Annotated in this window: 13 protein-coding genes; 3 read left to right on the top strand and 10 right to left on the bottom strand. The window is 74.1% G+C overall.

The genetic code is table 11. From position 1 onward, the window contains the following. Positions 1–23 precede the first annotated feature (23 nt). From AB0G17_RS32615 to AB0G17_RS32570, 10 genes are all read right to left on the bottom strand, one after another. Entirely contained in the window at positions 24–482 is a 459-nt protein-coding gene (locus AB0G17_RS32615; RefSeq protein WP_361390475.1) for a carboxymuconolactone decarboxylase family protein, read from the bottom strand. Between the two features lie 47 nt (positions 483–529). Beyond that, the gene (locus AB0G17_RS32610; protein WP_361390473.1) at positions 530–1,240 is read right to left on the bottom strand and encodes an SDR family oxidoreductase; all 711 of its coding nucleotides are present in this window, start codon (positions 1,238–1,240) and stop codon (positions 530–532) included. A 60-nt stretch (positions 1,241–1,300) separates the two neighbouring features. After that, positions 1,301–2,554, bottom strand: a complete 1,254-nt coding sequence (locus AB0G17_RS32605; RefSeq protein WP_361390471.1) for an acyltransferase — start codon at positions 2,552–2,554, stop codon at positions 1,301–1,303. 295 nt (positions 2,555–2,849) lie between these two features. Then, on the bottom strand, positions 2,850–5,837 hold the full coding sequence (fxsT, locus tag AB0G17_RS32600; RefSeq protein ID WP_361390469.1) for an FxSxx-COOH system tetratricopeptide repeat protein: 2,988 nt from the start codon (positions 5,835–5,837) through the stop codon (positions 2,850–2,852). A 208-nt stretch (positions 5,838–6,045) separates the two neighbouring features. Further along, positions 6,046–7,284 (bottom strand): FxsB family cyclophane-forming radical SAM/SPASM peptide maturase, encoded by a 1,239-nt coding sequence (locus AB0G17_RS32595; RefSeq protein WP_361390467.1) that lies wholly within the window; start codon positions 7,282–7,284, stop codon positions 6,046–6,048. Then, positions 7,281–7,706 (bottom strand): hypothetical protein, encoded by a 426-nt coding sequence (locus tag AB0G17_RS32590; protein ID WP_361390465.1) that lies wholly within the window; start codon positions 7,704–7,706, stop codon positions 7,281–7,283. The genes AB0G17_RS32595 and AB0G17_RS32590 overlap by 4 nt, the downstream gene beginning before the upstream one ends. Then, a complete protein-coding gene (locus AB0G17_RS32585; protein WP_361390463.1) occupies positions 7,703–11,095 on the bottom strand; it encodes an SAV_2336 N-terminal domain-related protein in 3,393 nt (1,130 codons plus the stop codon). Before AB0G17_RS32585 ends, AB0G17_RS32590 begins: the two co-directional genes overlap by 4 nt. A gap of 5 nt (positions 11,096–11,100) precedes the next feature. Then, on the bottom strand, positions 11,101–12,102 hold the full coding sequence (locus AB0G17_RS32580; protein WP_361390461.1) for a MoxR family ATPase: 1,002 nt from the start codon (positions 12,100–12,102) through the stop codon (positions 11,101–11,103). A gap of 235 nt (positions 12,103–12,337) precedes the next feature. Further along, on the bottom strand, positions 12,338–14,308 hold the full coding sequence (locus tag AB0G17_RS32575; protein ID WP_361390459.1) for a trypsin-like peptidase domain-containing protein: 1,971 nt from the start codon (positions 14,306–14,308) through the stop codon (positions 12,338–12,340). Further along, the gene (locus AB0G17_RS32570) at positions 14,301–14,699 is read right to left on the bottom strand and encodes a CU044_2847 family protein (protein ID WP_361390457.1); all 399 of its coding nucleotides are present in this window, start codon (positions 14,697–14,699) and stop codon (positions 14,301–14,303) included. The genes AB0G17_RS32575 and AB0G17_RS32570 overlap by 8 nt, the downstream gene beginning before the upstream one ends. 134 nt (positions 14,700–14,833) lie before the next feature. On the opposite strand from AB0G17_RS32570, the gene AB0G17_RS32565 reads away from it, so the two are divergent. From AB0G17_RS32565 to AB0G17_RS32555, 3 genes are all read left to right on the top strand, one after another. Further along, a complete protein-coding gene (locus AB0G17_RS32565; RefSeq protein WP_101390066.1) occupies positions 14,834–15,016 on the top strand; it encodes a DUF6104 family protein in 183 nt (60 codons plus the stop codon). 451 nt (positions 15,017–15,467) lie between these two features. Then, positions 15,468–16,343 (top strand): hypothetical protein, encoded by an 876-nt coding sequence (locus AB0G17_RS32560; protein WP_361390455.1) that lies wholly within the window; start codon positions 15,468–15,470, stop codon positions 16,341–16,343. Between the two features lies 1 nt (position 16,344). After that, positions 16,345–17,229 (top strand): helix-turn-helix transcriptional regulator, encoded by an 885-nt coding sequence (locus AB0G17_RS32555; RefSeq protein WP_361390453.1) that lies wholly within the window; start codon positions 16,345–16,347, stop codon positions 17,227–17,229. Positions 17,230–17,438 lie beyond the last annotated feature (209 nt).

Raw genomic sequence — 17,438 nt, 5'->3', positions numbered from 1 at the left:
GCCCCCGGCGGCGTGCGGCGCGGCTACCAGGCCTGGCCCGCCTGCTGGCGCGTGGCGGCGTTGAGGCGGTTGAACAGGTTGACCACGCCGATCTGGAGGACCAGCGCGGCCAGCTGCTGCTCGTCGTAGTGCTTGGCCGCCTCGTTCCACACGGCGTCCGGCACGGCGTCCTCGCGGTCCGCGAGCCGGGTGACGTGCTCGGCGAGCGCGAGCGCCGCGCGCTCGGCGTCGCTGTAGAACGGTGTCTCGCGCCAGGCGCCCACCGAGAAGATGCGCTCCTCGGAGACGCCCGCCTTCTGCGCGGCCTTGGCCGACGCGTCCAGGCACGGGCCGCAGCCGTTGATCTGGCTGGCGCGCAGGTGGACCAGTTCGAGGGTGGCGTCCTCGACACCGCCCTTGCGGATCGACTTGATCAGACCCAGGATCGCCGTCATGGCCTCGGGCAGCACCTGCGCGGGGTTGTTCATCCGGGGAGCGGACATCGTCATCTTCCTTCAGCAGTACGGGTGTTGAGCGAGAACGGTGGTGCTTACCAGGGCAGTGTGCCCTGGTCCTGCACGAACGTGGCGGTGGGGCCGTCCGCGTCCAGGGTGGCGAGCTTCACGGCGATCGCCGCGCCCTGCTCGGCCGACTTGTAACCCTCGCCCCCGGTGATGTCGGTGCGGCACCAGCCCGGGTCGACCGCGTTGACCTTGATCGGGGTGTCCCACAGCTCCTTGGCGTAGGACACGGTGATCATGTTGAGCGCGGTCTTGGAGGAGTTGTACGGCAGGTTGTTCACGTGCCAGATCGGGTGGCCCTGGTCGAGCACGTTGGTGAGCGAGCCCATCTCGCTGGACTGGTTGACGATCCGGCCCGCCGGCGACTTGCGCAGCAGCGGCAGGAACGCGTTGGTCACCGCGACCACGCCGAACACATTGGTCTCGTAGATCGAGCGCATGGCATCCACCGAGGTGGTGCTGGGCCGGCCCTCCTCGTGCGAGACCGTGATGCCGGCGTTGTTCACCAGGATGTCGAGCTTGCCGTAGGCGAGGTCGATGTAGGTGGCGGCCTTCTTGATGCTCTCCGAATCGGTCACGTCGATCTGCACGAAGGGCTGGCCGAGCTTCTCGGCGGCGGCCTTGCCGAGTTCCTCGTCGCGTGCGCCCACGATCGCGGTGATGCCCAGCTCGCCGAGCTGGCGCGCGATCTCGAAGCCGATTCCTTTGTTGGCACCTGTGATGAGGGCAATGGTCTTCATGGGGGGAATCCTCACAGTCGGATCTTGAAGTCCACTTGAAAGCAAGTGGTTCGGAGCGGGTCAGATCGCGGCGGCCTTGGGGTGCCGGGGCTTTGACCAGTTATGTGTGATGGGGCGCTCGATCAGTGCGTACAGCGCCCAGGAGACGAGCAGGGCGACCGTGAATTCCACAAGGACGATGCCGACGGTCTGCGGCACCGAGTACATGGTGTGGCCGAGCCATTTGCGCCCATAGGCGAGCACGACGAAGTGGACGAGATAGAAGGCGAACGAGACTTCACCGAGCCAGATCATCGCGCGATTGCGGAAGAGCGTGAACTGGTTCTTCGCGTCGGCGGTGGCGGCGGCCGCGATCAGGAAGATGATCGGGATGATGGTCATGGACCGCTGCGAATAGAGGAACGGCACGTGGGAGCACCACACATAGCTGCCGGCCAGCAGCAGGCTCGACCAGATCATGCCGATGTTCCACCAGCGGCCGTTGAGCACCGCCTGTGCGACCAGCATGCCGAGCGCGAAGTCGAGCAGCCGCACCGGCGGGAAGTTGTACGCGAACCAGTACTGGTTCGTGGAGGCGCGGGCGCCGAGCGCGAGGCCGCCGGGGAAGTTGGGGTCGTCCGGCAGCAGCAGGTAGGTGAAGAACGGCGTCGCGATGATGGCCGCCGTCACACCGGATATCCAGTACTTGAGGTGACCGGCCCTGATGCGGCGGAACACCTTGTGCAACACCGGGAAAGAGAGATAGAAGAGCAATTCGCAGCCCAGCGACCAGCTGGGCTGGTTCACGCTGGAGAACACGTCGAACTTCGGGACCCAGACGTGCACCATGAGCAGGTTGAGTACCGCGGTCCGGGTCGGCGTGTAGGCGGAGGCGAAGAGGACCATCGCCAGGCCCCAGGTGATCGCGTAGTTCGGGTAGATCTTCACGATCCTGCGGCGCCAGAAGGCGCGCGTGGTGTCCGTCTCCCGGACGGCCCAGGTGAGCACGAATCCGCTGAGGACGAAGAAGAACGTGACGCCGAGGGCGCCCGCGTTGCGGGTGACGTCGAACCAGTCCATCGCCGCGTCGTCGTCCTTGACCAGGCGCAGGAACGGGAACGGCAGGCCGGTGTGGTTGAGGAAGACCAGGAGGGCCGCGGGGAAGCGCAGTCCGGTCAGCGAGGGCAGCCGGGTGGCCTCGGGGCGCAGCCATCCGTCCTTGGTGGCGACCGTGCGTAAGCCGGTGGACCTCCCCCGTCGCGCGGCCCCGGCCCGGCCGGACGGATCAGCCGCCGCGGCCGGCGGCCCGGCGCCGATCGTGTCGCCCTGAGTCATGGCAAACCCTCCTGAAGGCATGGGGAGTTGGCCTCTCGCCGTGACAGGAGAGAGGTTCTCGGCACGTCCGATCGTCGCCCACCGCAAGGGAGCGGCCCTTGAGCGATGCCCCGGGCCCTCTCAAGGATCTTGACGATCGCGCTCCGCTTCAAGGCGGGGCGATCACGGGACAGCGCGGAGTTCGGCCACGAACTACAGGAGCGGCACGGCCACGTACAGGAATGTGCTGCTCCACGTCAGAGGAAGGTCAGAGGAGCGTCATACCCGGCCGTACGTGGCCTTGCTCACAGCGGCCTCACACCGGCATCGGCTCGAAGTCCCAGTACGGCCGCGCCCCGCTCCTCATGTAGGCGGTCTGGCGGTGGTTCTCGCCGAGGGCCACCGTCAGGGTCGTCACGGCGTCCCGGAGCAGCTCGGCGGCCTGGGCCCGGCGGCCCAGCGCCCGCAGGTCCTGGGCGAGGCCCGCCTGGAGGTTGACCGAGAGGACGTGCGTCTGGCCGACCGAGGTGACCGCCCGCACCAGCGCCGATCTGCCCAGCTCCGCCGCGCCCGGCAGATCGCCGTCGGCGGCTCGGGCCGAGGCCACGTTCATGGCGCTCCCCAGCGTCCAGGGGTGGGCGTGGCCGAGCACCCGGGTGAAGGCCCTGAGGTTGCGCTCACAGAGCTCGCGGGCGGCGCGGTGCTCGCCCGTCTCGCGCAGCACCAGGGCCACGTTGTCGTGCGCGCCGATCGTGTACGGATGTTCCGCGCCCAGCAGCTCCTCGTACCGGGCGGCCGCCGCCGACGCCAGTTCGTACGCCTCCTCGCGGCGGCCCAACTCCCGCAGCAGCATGGCGTAGTCGCAGGTGAACGCGGTCGCGTCGGCGCGCCGCAGCATCGCTTCGCGGGCCTCGCACAGCAGCCCCCTGGCCCGCTCGGGCTCGCCGTCGCGGCGCAGGCACAGGGCGAGGTTGTGCTGGGCGGCGAGCGTCTGGGGGTGGTCGTCGCCCAGGACCTGGCGGTGCAGGCGGTGGTTGTACTCCTGGATGGTCAGCGCCTCCCCGTACCGGCCCATCAGCCGCAGCAGCTGGGCCTTGTAGAACCCGGCCTGGAGGGTGAGGTGGTCCTTGCCGCCGAGGACCGAGATGCACTCCTCCAGGACCTCCTCGTGGCGCGAGAGCGACTTGGCGTAGTGGCCCTGGAGGGCGAGGGTGACCGCCAGGTTGTGGCGGATCCCCAGGAGCCGGGGCACCTTCCAGTCACCCAGCAGGGCCGCGGTCTCGCCCGCCGCCTCCTCGAACAGGGCGCGCGCCTCCGCGTACTTGCCGAGCACCATCAGGGTGCCGCCCAGGCCGTTCTTGGCGCGGACGACCTCGATGCCGCCGCGGCCCTCGGCCATCAGCCGCCGCAGGGTGTCGCGGCCCAGCTCCTCGGCGCGGCCGTACTCCCCCAACTGGCGCAGCATGTGCGCCAGTTGATGGGTGGCGACCAGGACGAGGCCGTCGGTGGGGCCGGACAGCGGCCGCCAGGACTCCACGGCGAGCCCGCTGAGCCGGCGCCCCTCGCGGAACTCGCCGCGCACCCGCAGGTACTCGATGCAGTTGAGGACCAGGCGGCGCACGTCCGGGTCGGTGGAGGTGAGCGCGCCCGACGGCTCCAGGTGCGGGATGAGCTCGGCGTAACGGGGCCAGTTGTGGGGGCCCGCCGGGTCGCGCGGGTCGGCGGCGACCAGCACCCGGCAGGCGGTGGCGGTGGCCCGCTCGTGCTCCTGCTCGGGCAGGCTGCCGCGGACGAAGCGGTGCAGCAGCCGGTGGATGCGCAGGGAGCCGACGGTACGGGTGCCGAGCCGGCCGGGGTCGTCGTACTCCAGCGGTGTCGAGGTCACCCGGGAGAGCGTGCGCAACGCCGAGTTCCAGCTGCTGGCGTCGGTGACCAGGGCGGCGAGGTGCGGCGGCAGATCGCTGACCCGGGCGTTCTGCAGCAGCCGCAGCGGCACGGAGTCCGGCGAGAAGTGGGCGAGGAGCTTCAGCAGCTCCCATGCCTCGGCCGAGGTCTCGTGCAGGCTGTTGAGCGTCTTGGACCAGGCTGCCTGGAAGCTGGCCGGGTACTCGCGGGACGGCATGGTGGAGACGGTGTGCGGGTCGCCCTGGCTGATGCCGCGCACATAGTCGGCGACGGAGGCGGCCGGGTTGTTGGCGATCCAGGTGGCGGTCTGGTCGAGCAGCAGCGGCAGGTCCTGGACGGCCTCGGCGAGCCGGTCCGCCTCGGGCTCGCTGAGCCGCTCGGCGCGGCGCCGGGCGAAGGCGACGCTCTCCTCGCGGTCGAACGGTGGCAGCTGCACCAGCTGGGCGCCGAGGCCGGGCCACTCGGGCGAGTTGGCGGTGATCAGGACGTGCCCGGGGCCCTCCGGGATCAGCTCGCCGACCGCCTCCGGGCTCTCCGCGCCGTCGAAGACGACCAGCCAGCGCCGCCCGGTCCTCTCCAGCGCGCCGCGCACCGCCGTGATGACCTCGCCGAGCCGGCTGCCCTGGGGCAGGCCCAGGGCCGGGGCGAGCGCCGCGAACCCCTCGCGGGCGCTGGCCTTGGCGGCGGCGCCGACCCACCAGACGATGTCGTACTCACCCGCGAACCGGTGCACGTACTCCATCGCGGCCTGCGTCTTGCCGACGCCGCTCAGACCGTGCACCACCACCCTGCCGCCCTCCTCGCCGGAGGCGGCCAGGATGTCGTGGACGCGCTCGAAGGCGTCCTCGCGGCCGGTGAACTGGCGGTTGCGGCGCGGCGCGTTCCACACCCCGGGCCGGTCGTCGGGGAAGCGGATGGGCCGCTCCAGGACGACCGCGCCGGGGCGCCCGGTGGAACCCGCGCACTCCAGGACCCGGCGGCGCGCCTCCTCGGGGCCGACCCCGCGCAGCCCGATGGGGCGCAGGGTGGCCGCGGCGGGCGGCAGCGGTTTCGCGGTGACGCTGACGGCGGCGACGCGGTCGCGGTGCTGCGGCAGCGTGTCGCGCAGCAGCCGGGCCCAGCCCTGGTACTTCTCCGAGTCGAAGCGCAGATACCAGTCGTCCAGGACCACCAGGATGTGGCCGGGCGGCTCCAGCAGGTCGGCGAGGGCCGAGTCGGCGGGCTTGAGGTGCAGCGGGTCCCACCTTATGAGGACGGCGGGGTGGCCCGCCCGCTCCAGCTGCTGTCCGATCCAGTCGGCCCAGGCCTGGCTCTGCCCGGCGAAGAGCACGGTGACGCGGGGTGACTCCTCGGCGGACTCGGGCAGCGTGGGCTCCACGGCGCCCTCGTGTTCGGACATGCGGCGGACTCCCTCGGCTCGGGCCGGAAGCTGCTGGATGTGCGCGCACTTTCAATTGTGCGTCACGCTGCCTCTACCCGGGGGACAACCCCCCGGACCCCCAGCCGGACAAGCAGGCCGTCCGGGGCAACCGGCAGGTTCTCTGCGGGCAAAACGCGGTGAGGGCACATGAGTTGGCCCTCACGTGGCACTGAACAGACGTTGGGCGTCACGGGCGGCCCCGCGGCAGCCCGTCGGCGGCGGCCAGCCGGGCCGCGATGTGGCGGATCAGCCGCTCCAGGTCGGCACAGTAGACACTGGGGTGGAGGAATCCGCTGTACGGGGCGTACCGGTGGGCGTAGTTGCCGCCCCCGCACACTGCGCGCACCGGGCACTGAAGACATTCCCCCGACAGGCCGGCCACGCCCAACTGGCGGGCGGCGAGGCCGGGATGGCGCAGCGCCCGGTCGAAGGAGTGGCGGAAGACGTCGAGCCCGGTCGCGGAGGCGCCCTCGTACGCCGAGCGCAGCGCGCCCGTCTGCTCGATCGCGCCGTCCGTGTCCACCACGACGGCCACCATCGGGGAGAGCCCCACGGACTCCACCGAGCTCGGCACGCCCAGGAGCAGCGCCACGATCTCCTGGAAGAGCCGTACCCCGGTCCGCATCCGGTCGTCGTCCCACCACAGGTCGAAGACCCGTACCAGCCAGTCGCCGTACGGGGTGGGGCGCGCGCGCCGGGCCGGCACCGGGGACGGGGCGACCCCCGGGGGCGGGGTGGCCCAGTTGCCGTGGGGCAGGAGGAGGTCGATGCCGGGCGGGCCGAGCGCGAGCAGCGAGCGGTAGACGTCCTCGGGGTCGGCGGCGAGGTCGACCGTGCACAGGATGCCCGCGTACGCCGCGGGGCGCCGGGCGAGCAGGCGCGCGGCCGCGGCGACGGCGGGCCACGAGGAGCGGCCCCGGCGGTCGGTGCGGCGGGTGTTGAGCCGGGCCGCTCCCCCGTCCAGGCTCAGCCCGACCCGGACGCGGGCGGCGGCGAGCCGGTCGAGGGTGCGCGGGGTGAGCAGGGTGCCGTTGGTCTGCACGGTCGCGGTGACCTCGCAGCCGCCTGGCACCACGTTCCGGACCGCCTCGCGCACGGCCCGGCGCACCTCGGCCGCGTACGCCACGACGGGACCGGGCCCGCCCAGCAGCGGCTCGCCGCCGTGCAGGTCGATGCGGAGCGAGGTGAGCCGGTGGGCGGCGGCGTGCTCGGCGATGCGGCGGGCGGTGCGGCGCACGGTCGCCTCGGGGACGCGGGCCGGGCGCTCGCGCCAGCTCGCGTCCTGGCCGCGGTAGATGTAGCAGTAGTCGCACGCGAGGTTGCACCGGCTGTGCACCTTCAGGACGAACTGCCGCAGCGGTACGGGCCGCACGGCGTCGGGATCGAGTTCGCGGTGCGGCCAGCGGGGCTCCTCGGCGGTGGTCACGGCGCGTCTCCGTGGCGGGCGTCTCGGGGGCGGGCGTCGCCGGGGCGCGCGTCGCCAGGGCGGGCGTCCCCAGGACGGGCGTCCCCAGGACGGGCGTCCCCAGGACGGCCGTCGCCAGGACGGCCCTCGCTGGGGCGCGCGTCGCCGGCGTGGGCATCACCGGGGCGCGCGTCGCCGGGGTGGGCCGATGGGGTGTCCGCGAAGTACGCCCCCGTCACGTCCGTCGGCGCCGCGGCGGGCGCGTCGCTGAAGTACGCCCCGGCCCGCCCGTGGGGCCCGGGCCGCTGTCGCAGGTCGGCGAGGACCGCGGCCAGCACGGGGTGGGCGCACTCGTGCGGGGAGCGGGCCGCCAGGGGGCGCAGCACCGGCAGCGCCGCGGGGTCCGGCAGCGCCCTTCCCCCGTCGGTCGCGGTCGCCGTCACGACGCTCCCAGCTCGCCGTCGAGCCGGTCGATCTCGGCCCGGCTCAGGGCCTCCACCTCGGGGTCGGGCCGCCCCTGTGCCGCCGCGACCGCCAGGATGCGCAGGACTTCGACGTGCTCCTCCCGTGCTCGGGCCGGACCCGCCGTCCGCTCCAGCAGCAACGCCCTGAGCCGGCGCGCCCCGGCCTCCGTCAGCGGATCCCCCGCCGCCCTGCCCTCCTCCGCGGCCCGCAGCGCGTGGTCGGCGGCCTCGCCCAGCCGGGACGGCGAGCCGGTGCGCTGCGACAGGAGCCGCAGCACCTCGGCGCGCAGCAGCCAGATCCGGGCCAGGACCGCGCTCCGGTCGGTGGCGCGGGCGGCCGCCCCGAGGATCCAGTGGGCCTCGTGCAGGTCGGAGAGGACCTCCTCGGCGTGGAAGCGCTGGACGTGGGCGGCGCCCAGCAGATAGCGGCGGCGGGCGAGTTCGGGGTCGGACTCGGAGGTCTCGTCCATCGCCCGGCGCAGCGCGCGCACCGCGCCCCGCGCGTCGTCGACGGACTCCTTGGCCCGGGCCCGCGCGGTGAGCGCCTCGCCGAGCTCGGTGAAGGCGGCGGCGCGGCGCGGATCGTCCGGGCCCATCAGCTCCAGCGCCTCCGACCAGGCGACCACCGCCGAGTCGAGGTGGGTGCGGCTGCGGGTCGACGCGTACCGCTCGCGCAGCACCTTGGCCATCCGCAGCAGGCACACGGCCTGGGCCTCGCGGTCGGGGCCCGCGTAGCGCCGCGCCTGGTCGAGGGCCTGCAGGACGGTCAGCCGGGTGGCGTCGTCGGACTCGGCCTGGGAGAGCTCCACGGCGTCGGCGACGTCGAGCCAGGCCCGGCTGACCTCGGCGTCGCTCAGCGCGCCCGGCGCGGGCGTCTCGAACCCGGCGTAGAGGTCCTTGGCGGCGCGCTCGGCGTACGCGCGGGCGGTGAGCAGGGCCTCCTCGCCCGGCGTCGCGGCGGTGTGGCGGGCGAGGGCGAGCAGCAGGGCCCCGCGCAGCAGCAGGACGTCGGCGGTGCGGTCCTCCTCCAGGAGCGCGTCGGCCACCTGGACCGCGCTGTCCAGGCAGCCGCTCGCCCACGCCGGCTCCAGCTCCGCGAGCCGCCGCAGCACCCGGACCCGGGCCAGCGAGGCGGCCCGCCAGTCGGCGCGCTGGGTGGCGGAGGCCGGGGAGATCCCGCCGATCAGCGCGAGGCTGTTGTGGGCGCGGTTGAGGAACTCCAGGGCGACCTCGTGGGCCGAGCGCTCCGCGACGGCGACCGCCGTCGTGCCCGCCCCCTCGATGCCCGGTTCCGTCCGGCCCCGGGCCACCGCCGTCAGCCACCACGCCTCGTCCGCGCCCGCCCGGCCCGACTCCGCCTCGTCCGCCATCGCCTCCAGGATCCGGGCGAGGGTCAGATGGGCCCGGCGCTCGTGCGGCAGCGCGTTCTCCACGGCGGACAGGGCCTCGCCCAGGTCCTCGCCCAGGCGCCGCAGCTCCCAGCGCAGCAGCAGCGCCTGCGCCAACTCGCCGTACAGATACGCCCGTTCGGCGGCACGACGTTCGCCCCGTACGGCGGCGCTCAGCAGCTGGACGCCCATGTCGAGGTCGCGGACCGTGCCGTACGCGCGGAACCGGTCCAGGCAGTCGCGGGCGCGCTCGGAGAGCTCGCCCGGACCCGCGCCGTCGGCGCCGCCCGGCCGGACGAACTGGTCGGGGCGCCCGAAGCGCCGCAGCACCTGCGCCGAGACCCGGGCGAAGACCCGCAGCCGGGAGTCGTCGGACGGTCCGGCGGGCGTGCTGCCGCCGGGGTCGACCGAACCGGCCAGGACGGCGGCGGCGAGGGCGGGGAAGTTGCGCACGCTCCGCCCGTAGCGCCGCTCCACGTACTCCGAGCAGTGCTTGAGCACCAGGATCGCGCTCCCGGCGCCGAGGTGTTCGAGCAGCTCCTCGCGCACCCCGTCCAGGAAGACGTAACCGGGCAGCCCGCCGCCCGGGCCGCTCTCCTCGTCGGCCCGTAACAGCCCGCTGAGCAGCACCTCGGCCAGCACCTCGGGCCCGCTGTCGACCAGCATCGCCCGCTGGACCAGCTGCATCACCGGCAGCACCAGCGGCGCCGCCGACAGACAGGCGGCGAGCTGGGCCGCGTCGGGCGAGGCGGTGGCGCGGAACGCGGCGACCCGCTCGGCGGGCGTGAGCGTCCGCTCGGCGCGAGTGGTTCCGGCGGCCGGGGCATGGTCGGCACGGACCCGGCCGACCGCCGCCTCCATGGTCCGCTCGCTGGAGCCGCTCACCAGCCGCGCCCAGGCGCCGAACGAGGACTGGCGCAGGGCGAGCACCGGCACCGGCAGCCCGCGGGCGTCGCGCCCCCGCTCCGGCCTGCGCGGCCGGAACTCCAGCCGCCCGGCCGGGCCCTCACGGCGCCGCAGCACCCCTTGCCGGGTGGGCAGATGGGTGGAGCGCCACATCCGCTGCGGCAGCGGCTGGACCACGGCGAGCGGGGCGGTCCGCGCCCAGCCGTACAGCAGCCGGTGCAGCTGCCCGCTGCGCCACATGGGGCCCGCGCAGTCGCTGAGCAGCAGGGTGAGCTGCCGTCCGGCCGGGTCCCAGAACTGGGACGGGTGGGCGAGGTGTCCGCCCGGGGCGACGCCGGTGCCGACGCGCGGCCCGCCGTCCGCGCCCTCGTGCAGATAGTGCAGCTGCACCTCGCGGAAGGCCCCGGCCCGCTCGCAGACCTGGCGCAGCTCGTCGAGGGTCTGCTCCCACACCACGGTCGAGGAGGAGACGTCCATCAGCAGGGCGAGCCTGGCCTGGCGGCGGCGGTCGGGCCGCAGCACCGGAAGGATCAGGCCGGTGTCCGCCGCCCGGTCCACGGTGGCCTGCTCGTCGAGACGGCTCGCGGTGGTGCGGGCGGGCGGGCGGTAGTGCTGGAGGGGACGCAACGCCCGTTGCAGGCCGAGGGGTTCGGGCAGCGTGGCGGCGGCGGGCGCGGCCACCCGCACCCCGTCCGGCCCGCCTTGGGTGCCCGCGGCGTCGCCGTCCGGGCCGGGGCCGGACCCCGGGGTGAACAGCTCGGCCTGGCCCCCGTTCGGACGGCCCACGGACCCGCCGGGGACGTCCTGTGCGGGGACGCGCTCCGCCGGAGCGGGGCCCGCGCCGTCGACGGGGTCGGGCGGCTTGACGCCGGGGCCGCCGGCGACCGGCGGCACCGCGTCCGCCACCTGGGGCCGGGGCCGGGCGAGCGGCCCCGCGAAGCCCGCCAGCCACAGCGCGTCCGCCAGCTCCTGGGCGGTCGGCTGGATCTCCGCCTCCCGAAGGCGCGCCACCAGGGCCGTGAGCGTGGAGCTCACGGCGCTCTCGGCGGGGCGCGGGCCCCGGGCAGCGGTCATCGGGGTCACCGCTGCCTGGTGTCCAGCGGCCGCAGCAGCAGCTCGGCTATCTCCTCGCGCCGCTCCGGCCCCTCCTCGCTCACCTGCTGGGTGAGGAAGATGGCGTTCAGGAGCTGGTCGGTGGGGCGCAGTTCGCCGTCGCCGTCGTCGCGGGTGAACCGGCTGAGGAGATCGACGTTGCGCTCGTCGGCGCCGGGTCCGAAGTGGGCCTGGACGAAGGCCGCGAGACGCTCCTCGCGCGGCGGCTCCAGGTGCAGATGGATGCACCGGCGCAGCAGCGGCGCGGGGAAGTCACGCTCCCCGTTGCTGGTCAGGACGGTGATCGGGAAGGCCTGGCAGCTGATCTTGCCGTTCGGCACCGCGACCCGGAGGCCGTCGTCGGTGAGCACCTCGACCACGTCACGGCCCGGCCGGTCGGCGATCCGCTCCAGCTCGGGGAGCGGGAACTCGCCCTCCTCCAGCACGTTCAGCAGGTCGTTGGGCAGGTCGATGTCGCTCTTGTCGAGCTCGTCGATGAGCAGCACGCGCGGCCGCGCGGCGGGCAGCAGCGCGGTGCCGAGGGGGCCGAGCCGGATGTAGCGGCCGATGTCGTCGGCCTGGCCGTCCGCGAGCTGCGCGTCGTGCAGGCGCCCGATGGCGTCGTACGTGTAGAGCCCGTCCTTGAGCTCGGTGCGGCTGATGATGGGCCACTGCAGGACCCGGCCGAGCCCGAGTTCGTACGCGATGGAGTGCGCCAGCGTCGACTTGCCCGAACCGGGCTCGCCGGTGATCAGCAGCGGGCGGCGCAGATACAGCGCGGCGTTGATCAGCTGAAGGGTCTCGGCGTCGTGCGCGGAGAGCTCGGAGACCCGGTCGCCGAGCCTGCGCTTGGACGCGATGTCGATGTCCGGAACCGTGTACGGGCGCGGCTCGCCGCCGAAGGTGCGCCAGCGGGGCGGCGGGGGCAGCGCGCGGATCCGCTCGGGATCCGGTGCCCCCAAGCCTCGGTAGATCAGCCAGTCGTCCATCGCTCGCTCCTCGTCGACGGTCGGCGGGGCACCACTTCTTGGCCACGTGTCATGGGGCCACGTGTCTTTGCGAGTCGAAGTCTCATTGCGAGTCGAGGTCCAGTCGGAACGTACCCACTGACGGGCATCCGAAATGCCTTTTCCGGACACGACCTGGGCGGCCGGACGCACGCGCGGTCACACCGGCGCTTGTCCGGGCGCACGGCGGCGCACGGCGTGCCCGCGCGAGGCCGGGTCACGGCGCGTCCAGCCGGTCGAAGTCCGGCAGCGGCCGTCCCGGGTCGTCGTAGAGCATCGCCACACCCTCCGCCCAGTGCTGGGCATCCTTGGAATCGCTGATCTCCTCCCTGATACGGCGCAGCCGGTCCGGGAGTTCAGTGGGGTCCTTCGCCTGCCCGAGCAGATCGGCCGCCCCGGCGCGCAGCGCGGCGCACAGGTCCTGGCAGCCCTGTTCGGGGTGGCCGTCGGTGTGCCAGAGCGCCACCGGGTGACCGGCCTCCAGGGCCATCCGCATGGCCGCGCCGCCCACCCCGCGCCCGGCGGGCCGGCACAGCACGGGCACCGCGCCCGGCTCCAGCTCGGTGAAGTGGCGCAGCCGGGGCGCCTTGCCCGGCAGCGGCGCCGGCACCGCGGCCAGCTCCTCGGCGGCCATCAGGCCGTCCCAGCGCTCCCGCCACTCGGGGTCGGGCTCACCGCGCCGGTCGAGGTCGCGCAGCACCACCCGCCGCTGCACCCCGAGGTAGGGCGGCCGGTACAGGCGCCCGATCTCGGTGAGCTGCCAGCGGTGTACGGCGGTGTCGAAGTGGTCGGCGGGCAGGGCGACTTCGAGGGGCGCGGGGCAGTCGTCGGTGTCGACGCTCTGGAACGCGGTGACCAGCGGCCGGCGCAGCCGCCGGATCAGCTCGCCGGGGGCCACCCCGTCGCCGCGGCACTCCTCGGCGACGGGTCGGGAGCCCTCCCGGTCGCCGTCGTGCACCCGGATGCGCCAGTGGAACCGGTCGGGCGCGTCGGAGAGCGGCTCCAGCTCGACGGTGACGACGGCGCCGCGCTCGGCCGTGGGATACGGCAGTACGGGCAGGTTCTCCTCGGGCGCGCCCGGCCCGGGCACCGGCCGCAGCCCCTCGGGCAGCCGTGCCTCGGTGACCACGGTGTGCACCACCGGCGGGACCCCGCGCAGCCGCTCGCTCACCCAGGCGTCCAGCTGCGCCGGGTCGCCGCCGCGCCCGCGCTCGTACTCCACGACGAGTTTGAGGTAGTGCAGGAAGGCGATGGCGGGCATCGGCCGGTGCGCCTCGTAGAGCAGGCCGTGGCCGTCGCGCCAGGTGCGCGGGTCGGGCAGGCTGCCCGGCGGCGGGACCCCGCCGCGCGCCTTGCGCGCCAGCTTGGCGACCGGCGGCACCCCGCCGGGCCCGGGCACCGAGGCGAGCAGGTTCAGGGCGGCCCGCCGGTCGTACGGGCTCCACTGCTCGGGCGTGTGGTGCAGCCCGGCGGCGGGTAACTTCTGCTGCCGGTCGACCCAGGTGTTGTAGCCGCTGAGCCGGGGCTCGCCGCCGTGCCACCGGTCGTGCTCGGCGAGCACGGTCCGGTAGAGCTCGCCGAAACGGCGCAGCGCCGGGAGCGCGATGGCCCGGCCGCCGTCGCGCTCGACCCGGCGCGACTTCATCACGGCGACCACGGCGCCGGTCTGCGGATCGAGCACCGGCCCGCCGGAGACGCCCTTGGGGAACTCGGTGGTGTGGAACCGGAGCCCGTAACTCCCGTCGTACGTACGGATGTCGATGGCGCTGCTCCAGCGCACCGGGCTGCCCTCGGGCCGGAAGCCGTAGACCACGGCGCCGCTCGCGGCCGGCGGCTCGGCGCAGTCGCTGAGCCAGACGCACTCGTGCTCCACGTCGTCGTCGAGGAGCCGGACGAGCGCCAGGTCCTGCTCGACCGGGACGTCGTCGCCGCGCAGCTCGTCGTCGACCAGCCACGCCGCGACCCGGGCGGGCAGCGGGTCGCCGCCGAGCCGGTCGCTGCCGACGTGGAAGACCTGCTCCCGGTCCCGGCCCAGATGCGGCCGCAGGACGTGCGCGCAGGTCAGCACCCAGCCGGGGGCCACGAAGAACCCGCTGCCCCACATCGGGCCGCCACCGGCCGGGAGCAGATGGACGGTGGCCGAACGCGCCAGGTCTTCGATGAAGGGGTCGTGGGCGTACTCAGGCATCGGGCGAGCCGCCGAGGGCCGGGGGCACGAGCGGTGGGTTCGCCGACGGCGGGGGCACCGGCGGCGCGGGCTGGTCCGCCGACCGCCAGACCAGCGTGACCTGGATGGACGTCTTGGCCTCCCCGTCGGCGAGGATCGCGACGGCCGCCCCGGCCTTGGCGGACAGCTCGACGCCGAAGCTGACGCTCGCCTCGTCGGGCCGCACGGCGGCGGCCGCGTCGAGCACGGACCGCCCGACCCCGGCGATCAGCTCGCCGAGCCGCTCCACCTTGGCGACGGCGTTCTCGATCACCCCGACGTCGTCGTCGTCCGCCGCGTACCCCCCGGCGGTGGACACCCGGGCGAGCACCACGGCTCCCCCGGGCAGCTCGATCTCCCTCACGTGCGCCATGGCCGCCCCCCAACCAGTCGCAACTTCCCCCTACTTGAGATGACGAGGGTAATGGGCCGGACGGTTGCGCGGGACCCCCTCAAGCCGCCGGATACCCTGGAGGGGAACATCCCGCAGCACATCAGGAGCACGTTGTGTACTTCACCGACCGCGGCATCGAGGAGCTGGCGAAGCGGCGCGGCGAGGAGGAGGTCACCTTCGAGTGGCTCGCCGACCAGCTGCGCACCTTCGTCGACCTGAACCCCGACTTCGAGGTCCCGGTCGAGCGCCTGGCCACGTGGCTGGCGCGCCTGGACGACGAGGACGAGGACGAGTAGGGCCTGAGGCGGGGCCGGTTCCCGGCCCGGCCTTTCGACCCGCCTGAGCCGCCTGGGCCGCTTGGGCTGCCCGGGCGGCATGGGCCGCACGGCCCGCCCCGGCGGCATGGCCCGGCCTGGGCCGCATGGGCTGCCGGGGCCCGGCCTCGACGCCCCCTCGTTGCGGGCAGGCGTTCGGCGCGACCGCGGGTCGTACGCCGACGACTGGAGGTCGTACGCCGGCCCAGCGCCCCTGCGCGAGCAGCACGACACGCCGGCGCCCGGCCGCCGCCACGGCAGCCCCACTCCCGCTGCCCCGCGCCCCGCGGACACCCCGAAACCCCCCCACCCAGCCACGGCTGAAGCTGCGGTGACGCCCCCGTCGGCTCCTTGACTTCCCCCATCCGCGATATATCGTGTCTATCAGTAGACGCGATATGTTGCGTATGACCCGCCCAGGGAGGGCAGAGCCATGGCCGAGTCGACGTGGACCGTTTCCGAGCCGCGCACACTCACCTTCGACGCCCCGGTGACCGCGCTCAACGTGCGGATCGTCAACGGAACGGTGAACGTCGTGGGGACCGAGGAAGGTTCCGCGCGCCTGGAGGTGTCCGCCCTCGACGGACCGCCGCTGATCGTCACCCAGGACGGCCCGATGCTCACCGTCGCCTACGAGGACCTGCCCTGGAAGGGCTTCCTGAAGTGGTTCGACCGCAAGGGCTGGCGGCGCAGCGCGGTCGTCTCACTCACGGTCCCGTCCGGGTGCGGCGTCGAGGTGGGCGTGGTCGGCGCGGGCGCCGTGGTCTCCGGGATCCGGGGGCGTACGGACGTACGCGGCGTCACCGGCGACACCACGCTCGTGGGCCTGTCCGGCTCGGTCCGCGCGGAGACCGTCTCCGGAAACGTCGAGGCCCAGGCCGTCACCGGCGACCTCCGCTTCCAGTCGGTCTCCGGCGATCTGACGGTGATCGAGGGCGCGGCCACGTCCGTACGGGCGGAGTCGGTCAGCGGCGACATGGTGCTCGACCTGGACCCGGCCGGCAAGCCCACGGACGTACAGCTGACGACGGTGTCCGGCGAGATCGCGATCCGCCTGGACCACCCGGCGGCGGACGCCAGGGTCGAGGCGAACACCACCAGCGGCGCGGTCTCCAACGCCTTCGACGACCTGCGGGTCAGCGGCCAGTGGGGCGCGAAGAGGATCACCGGGACGCTGGGGGCGGGCACGGGCACGCTGCGGGCGACCACGGTCTCGGGCTCGCTCGCGCTGCTGCGCCGCCCCGAGCCGCACGACACGCCGGACCCGGCGGCCGCCGCCACGGAGAACGCCACGAAGAAGGTGCTCTGACATGCCCCCCGTCTTCGCCCACGGGCGCCTGCGCCTCTACCTCCTCAAGCTGCTCGACGAGGCCCCGCGCCACGGGTACGAGGTGATCCGCCTCCTGGAGGAGCGCTTCCAGGGGCTGTACGCGCCGAGCGCCGGCACGGTGTACCCGCGGCTCGCCAAGCTGGAGGCGGAGGGACTGGTCACCCACACCACCGAGGGCGGCCGCAAGGTGTACTCGATCACCGACGCGGGCCGCGCCGAACTCGCGGGCCGCAGCGGGGAGTTGGCCGACCTGGAGCTGGAGATCCGCGAGTCGGTCTCCGAGCTGGCCGCGGAGATCCGCGCGGACGTGCGGGGTGCGGCGGGCGACCTGCGGGACGACGTACGCCGCCAGGCGCGGGAGGCGCGGGCCGGGGGTGCCGGGGAGGGCGAGTCCTGGCAGCAGGCCAAGGAGGAGTTCAAGCGGGCCAAGCAGGAGTGGAAGGAGCAGGCGCGCCGGGCGAAGGACGAGTCGCGCCGGGCCCGCGAGGACGCCCAGCAGGCGCGCCGCCAGGCCAAGGAGGCGCAGGACAAGGCGCGCGAGCAGATGCAGCGGGTGGCGGAGCAGGTGCAGGACCGCTTCGCGCGGGGTGACTGGCCTTCGGGCGTACGGGAGGGACTCGCCGAGATCACGAAGGAACTCGGCCGCTTCACCCGCCCCCCGGCGCAGGAGCCCGCCTGGGCCGACGAACCGCCCACCGGCAACCCGGCCCGGGACCTGGACCGCCTCCTGGACCGCTTCCGCGACGACATCCGCGACGCGGCGCGCGACCACGGGGTGACGGAGCCGCAACTCCGCGAAACGCGCCACCACTTGTCGACGGCGGCGGCCCACATCGGAGCGATCCTGCGGGGCGGGCCGGGGTGACCCGTACCCGGCCCGCCCCTTTCCGGCCCGGTATTCGCCTGCGGCCCGGTGGGGGCTGGTCGCGCAGTTCCCCGCGCCCCTTCTTGGCCCGGTATTCGTCTGCGGCCCGGTGGGGGCTGGCCGCGCAGTTCCCCGCGCCCCTTGAATGCCGCTGCGCGGCATCCCCGGGGCGCCCCGGAGGGGCGCTTTTAGGGGCGCGGGGAACTGCG

The organism is Streptomyces sp. NPDC023838, from assembly GCF_040639555.1.
GTDB lineage: Bacteria > Actinomycetota > Actinomycetes > Streptomycetales > Streptomycetaceae > Streptomyces.
The sequence above is the reverse complement of the archived record's forward strand: the minus strand, read 5'-3'. Positions and strand labels throughout refer to the sequence as shown.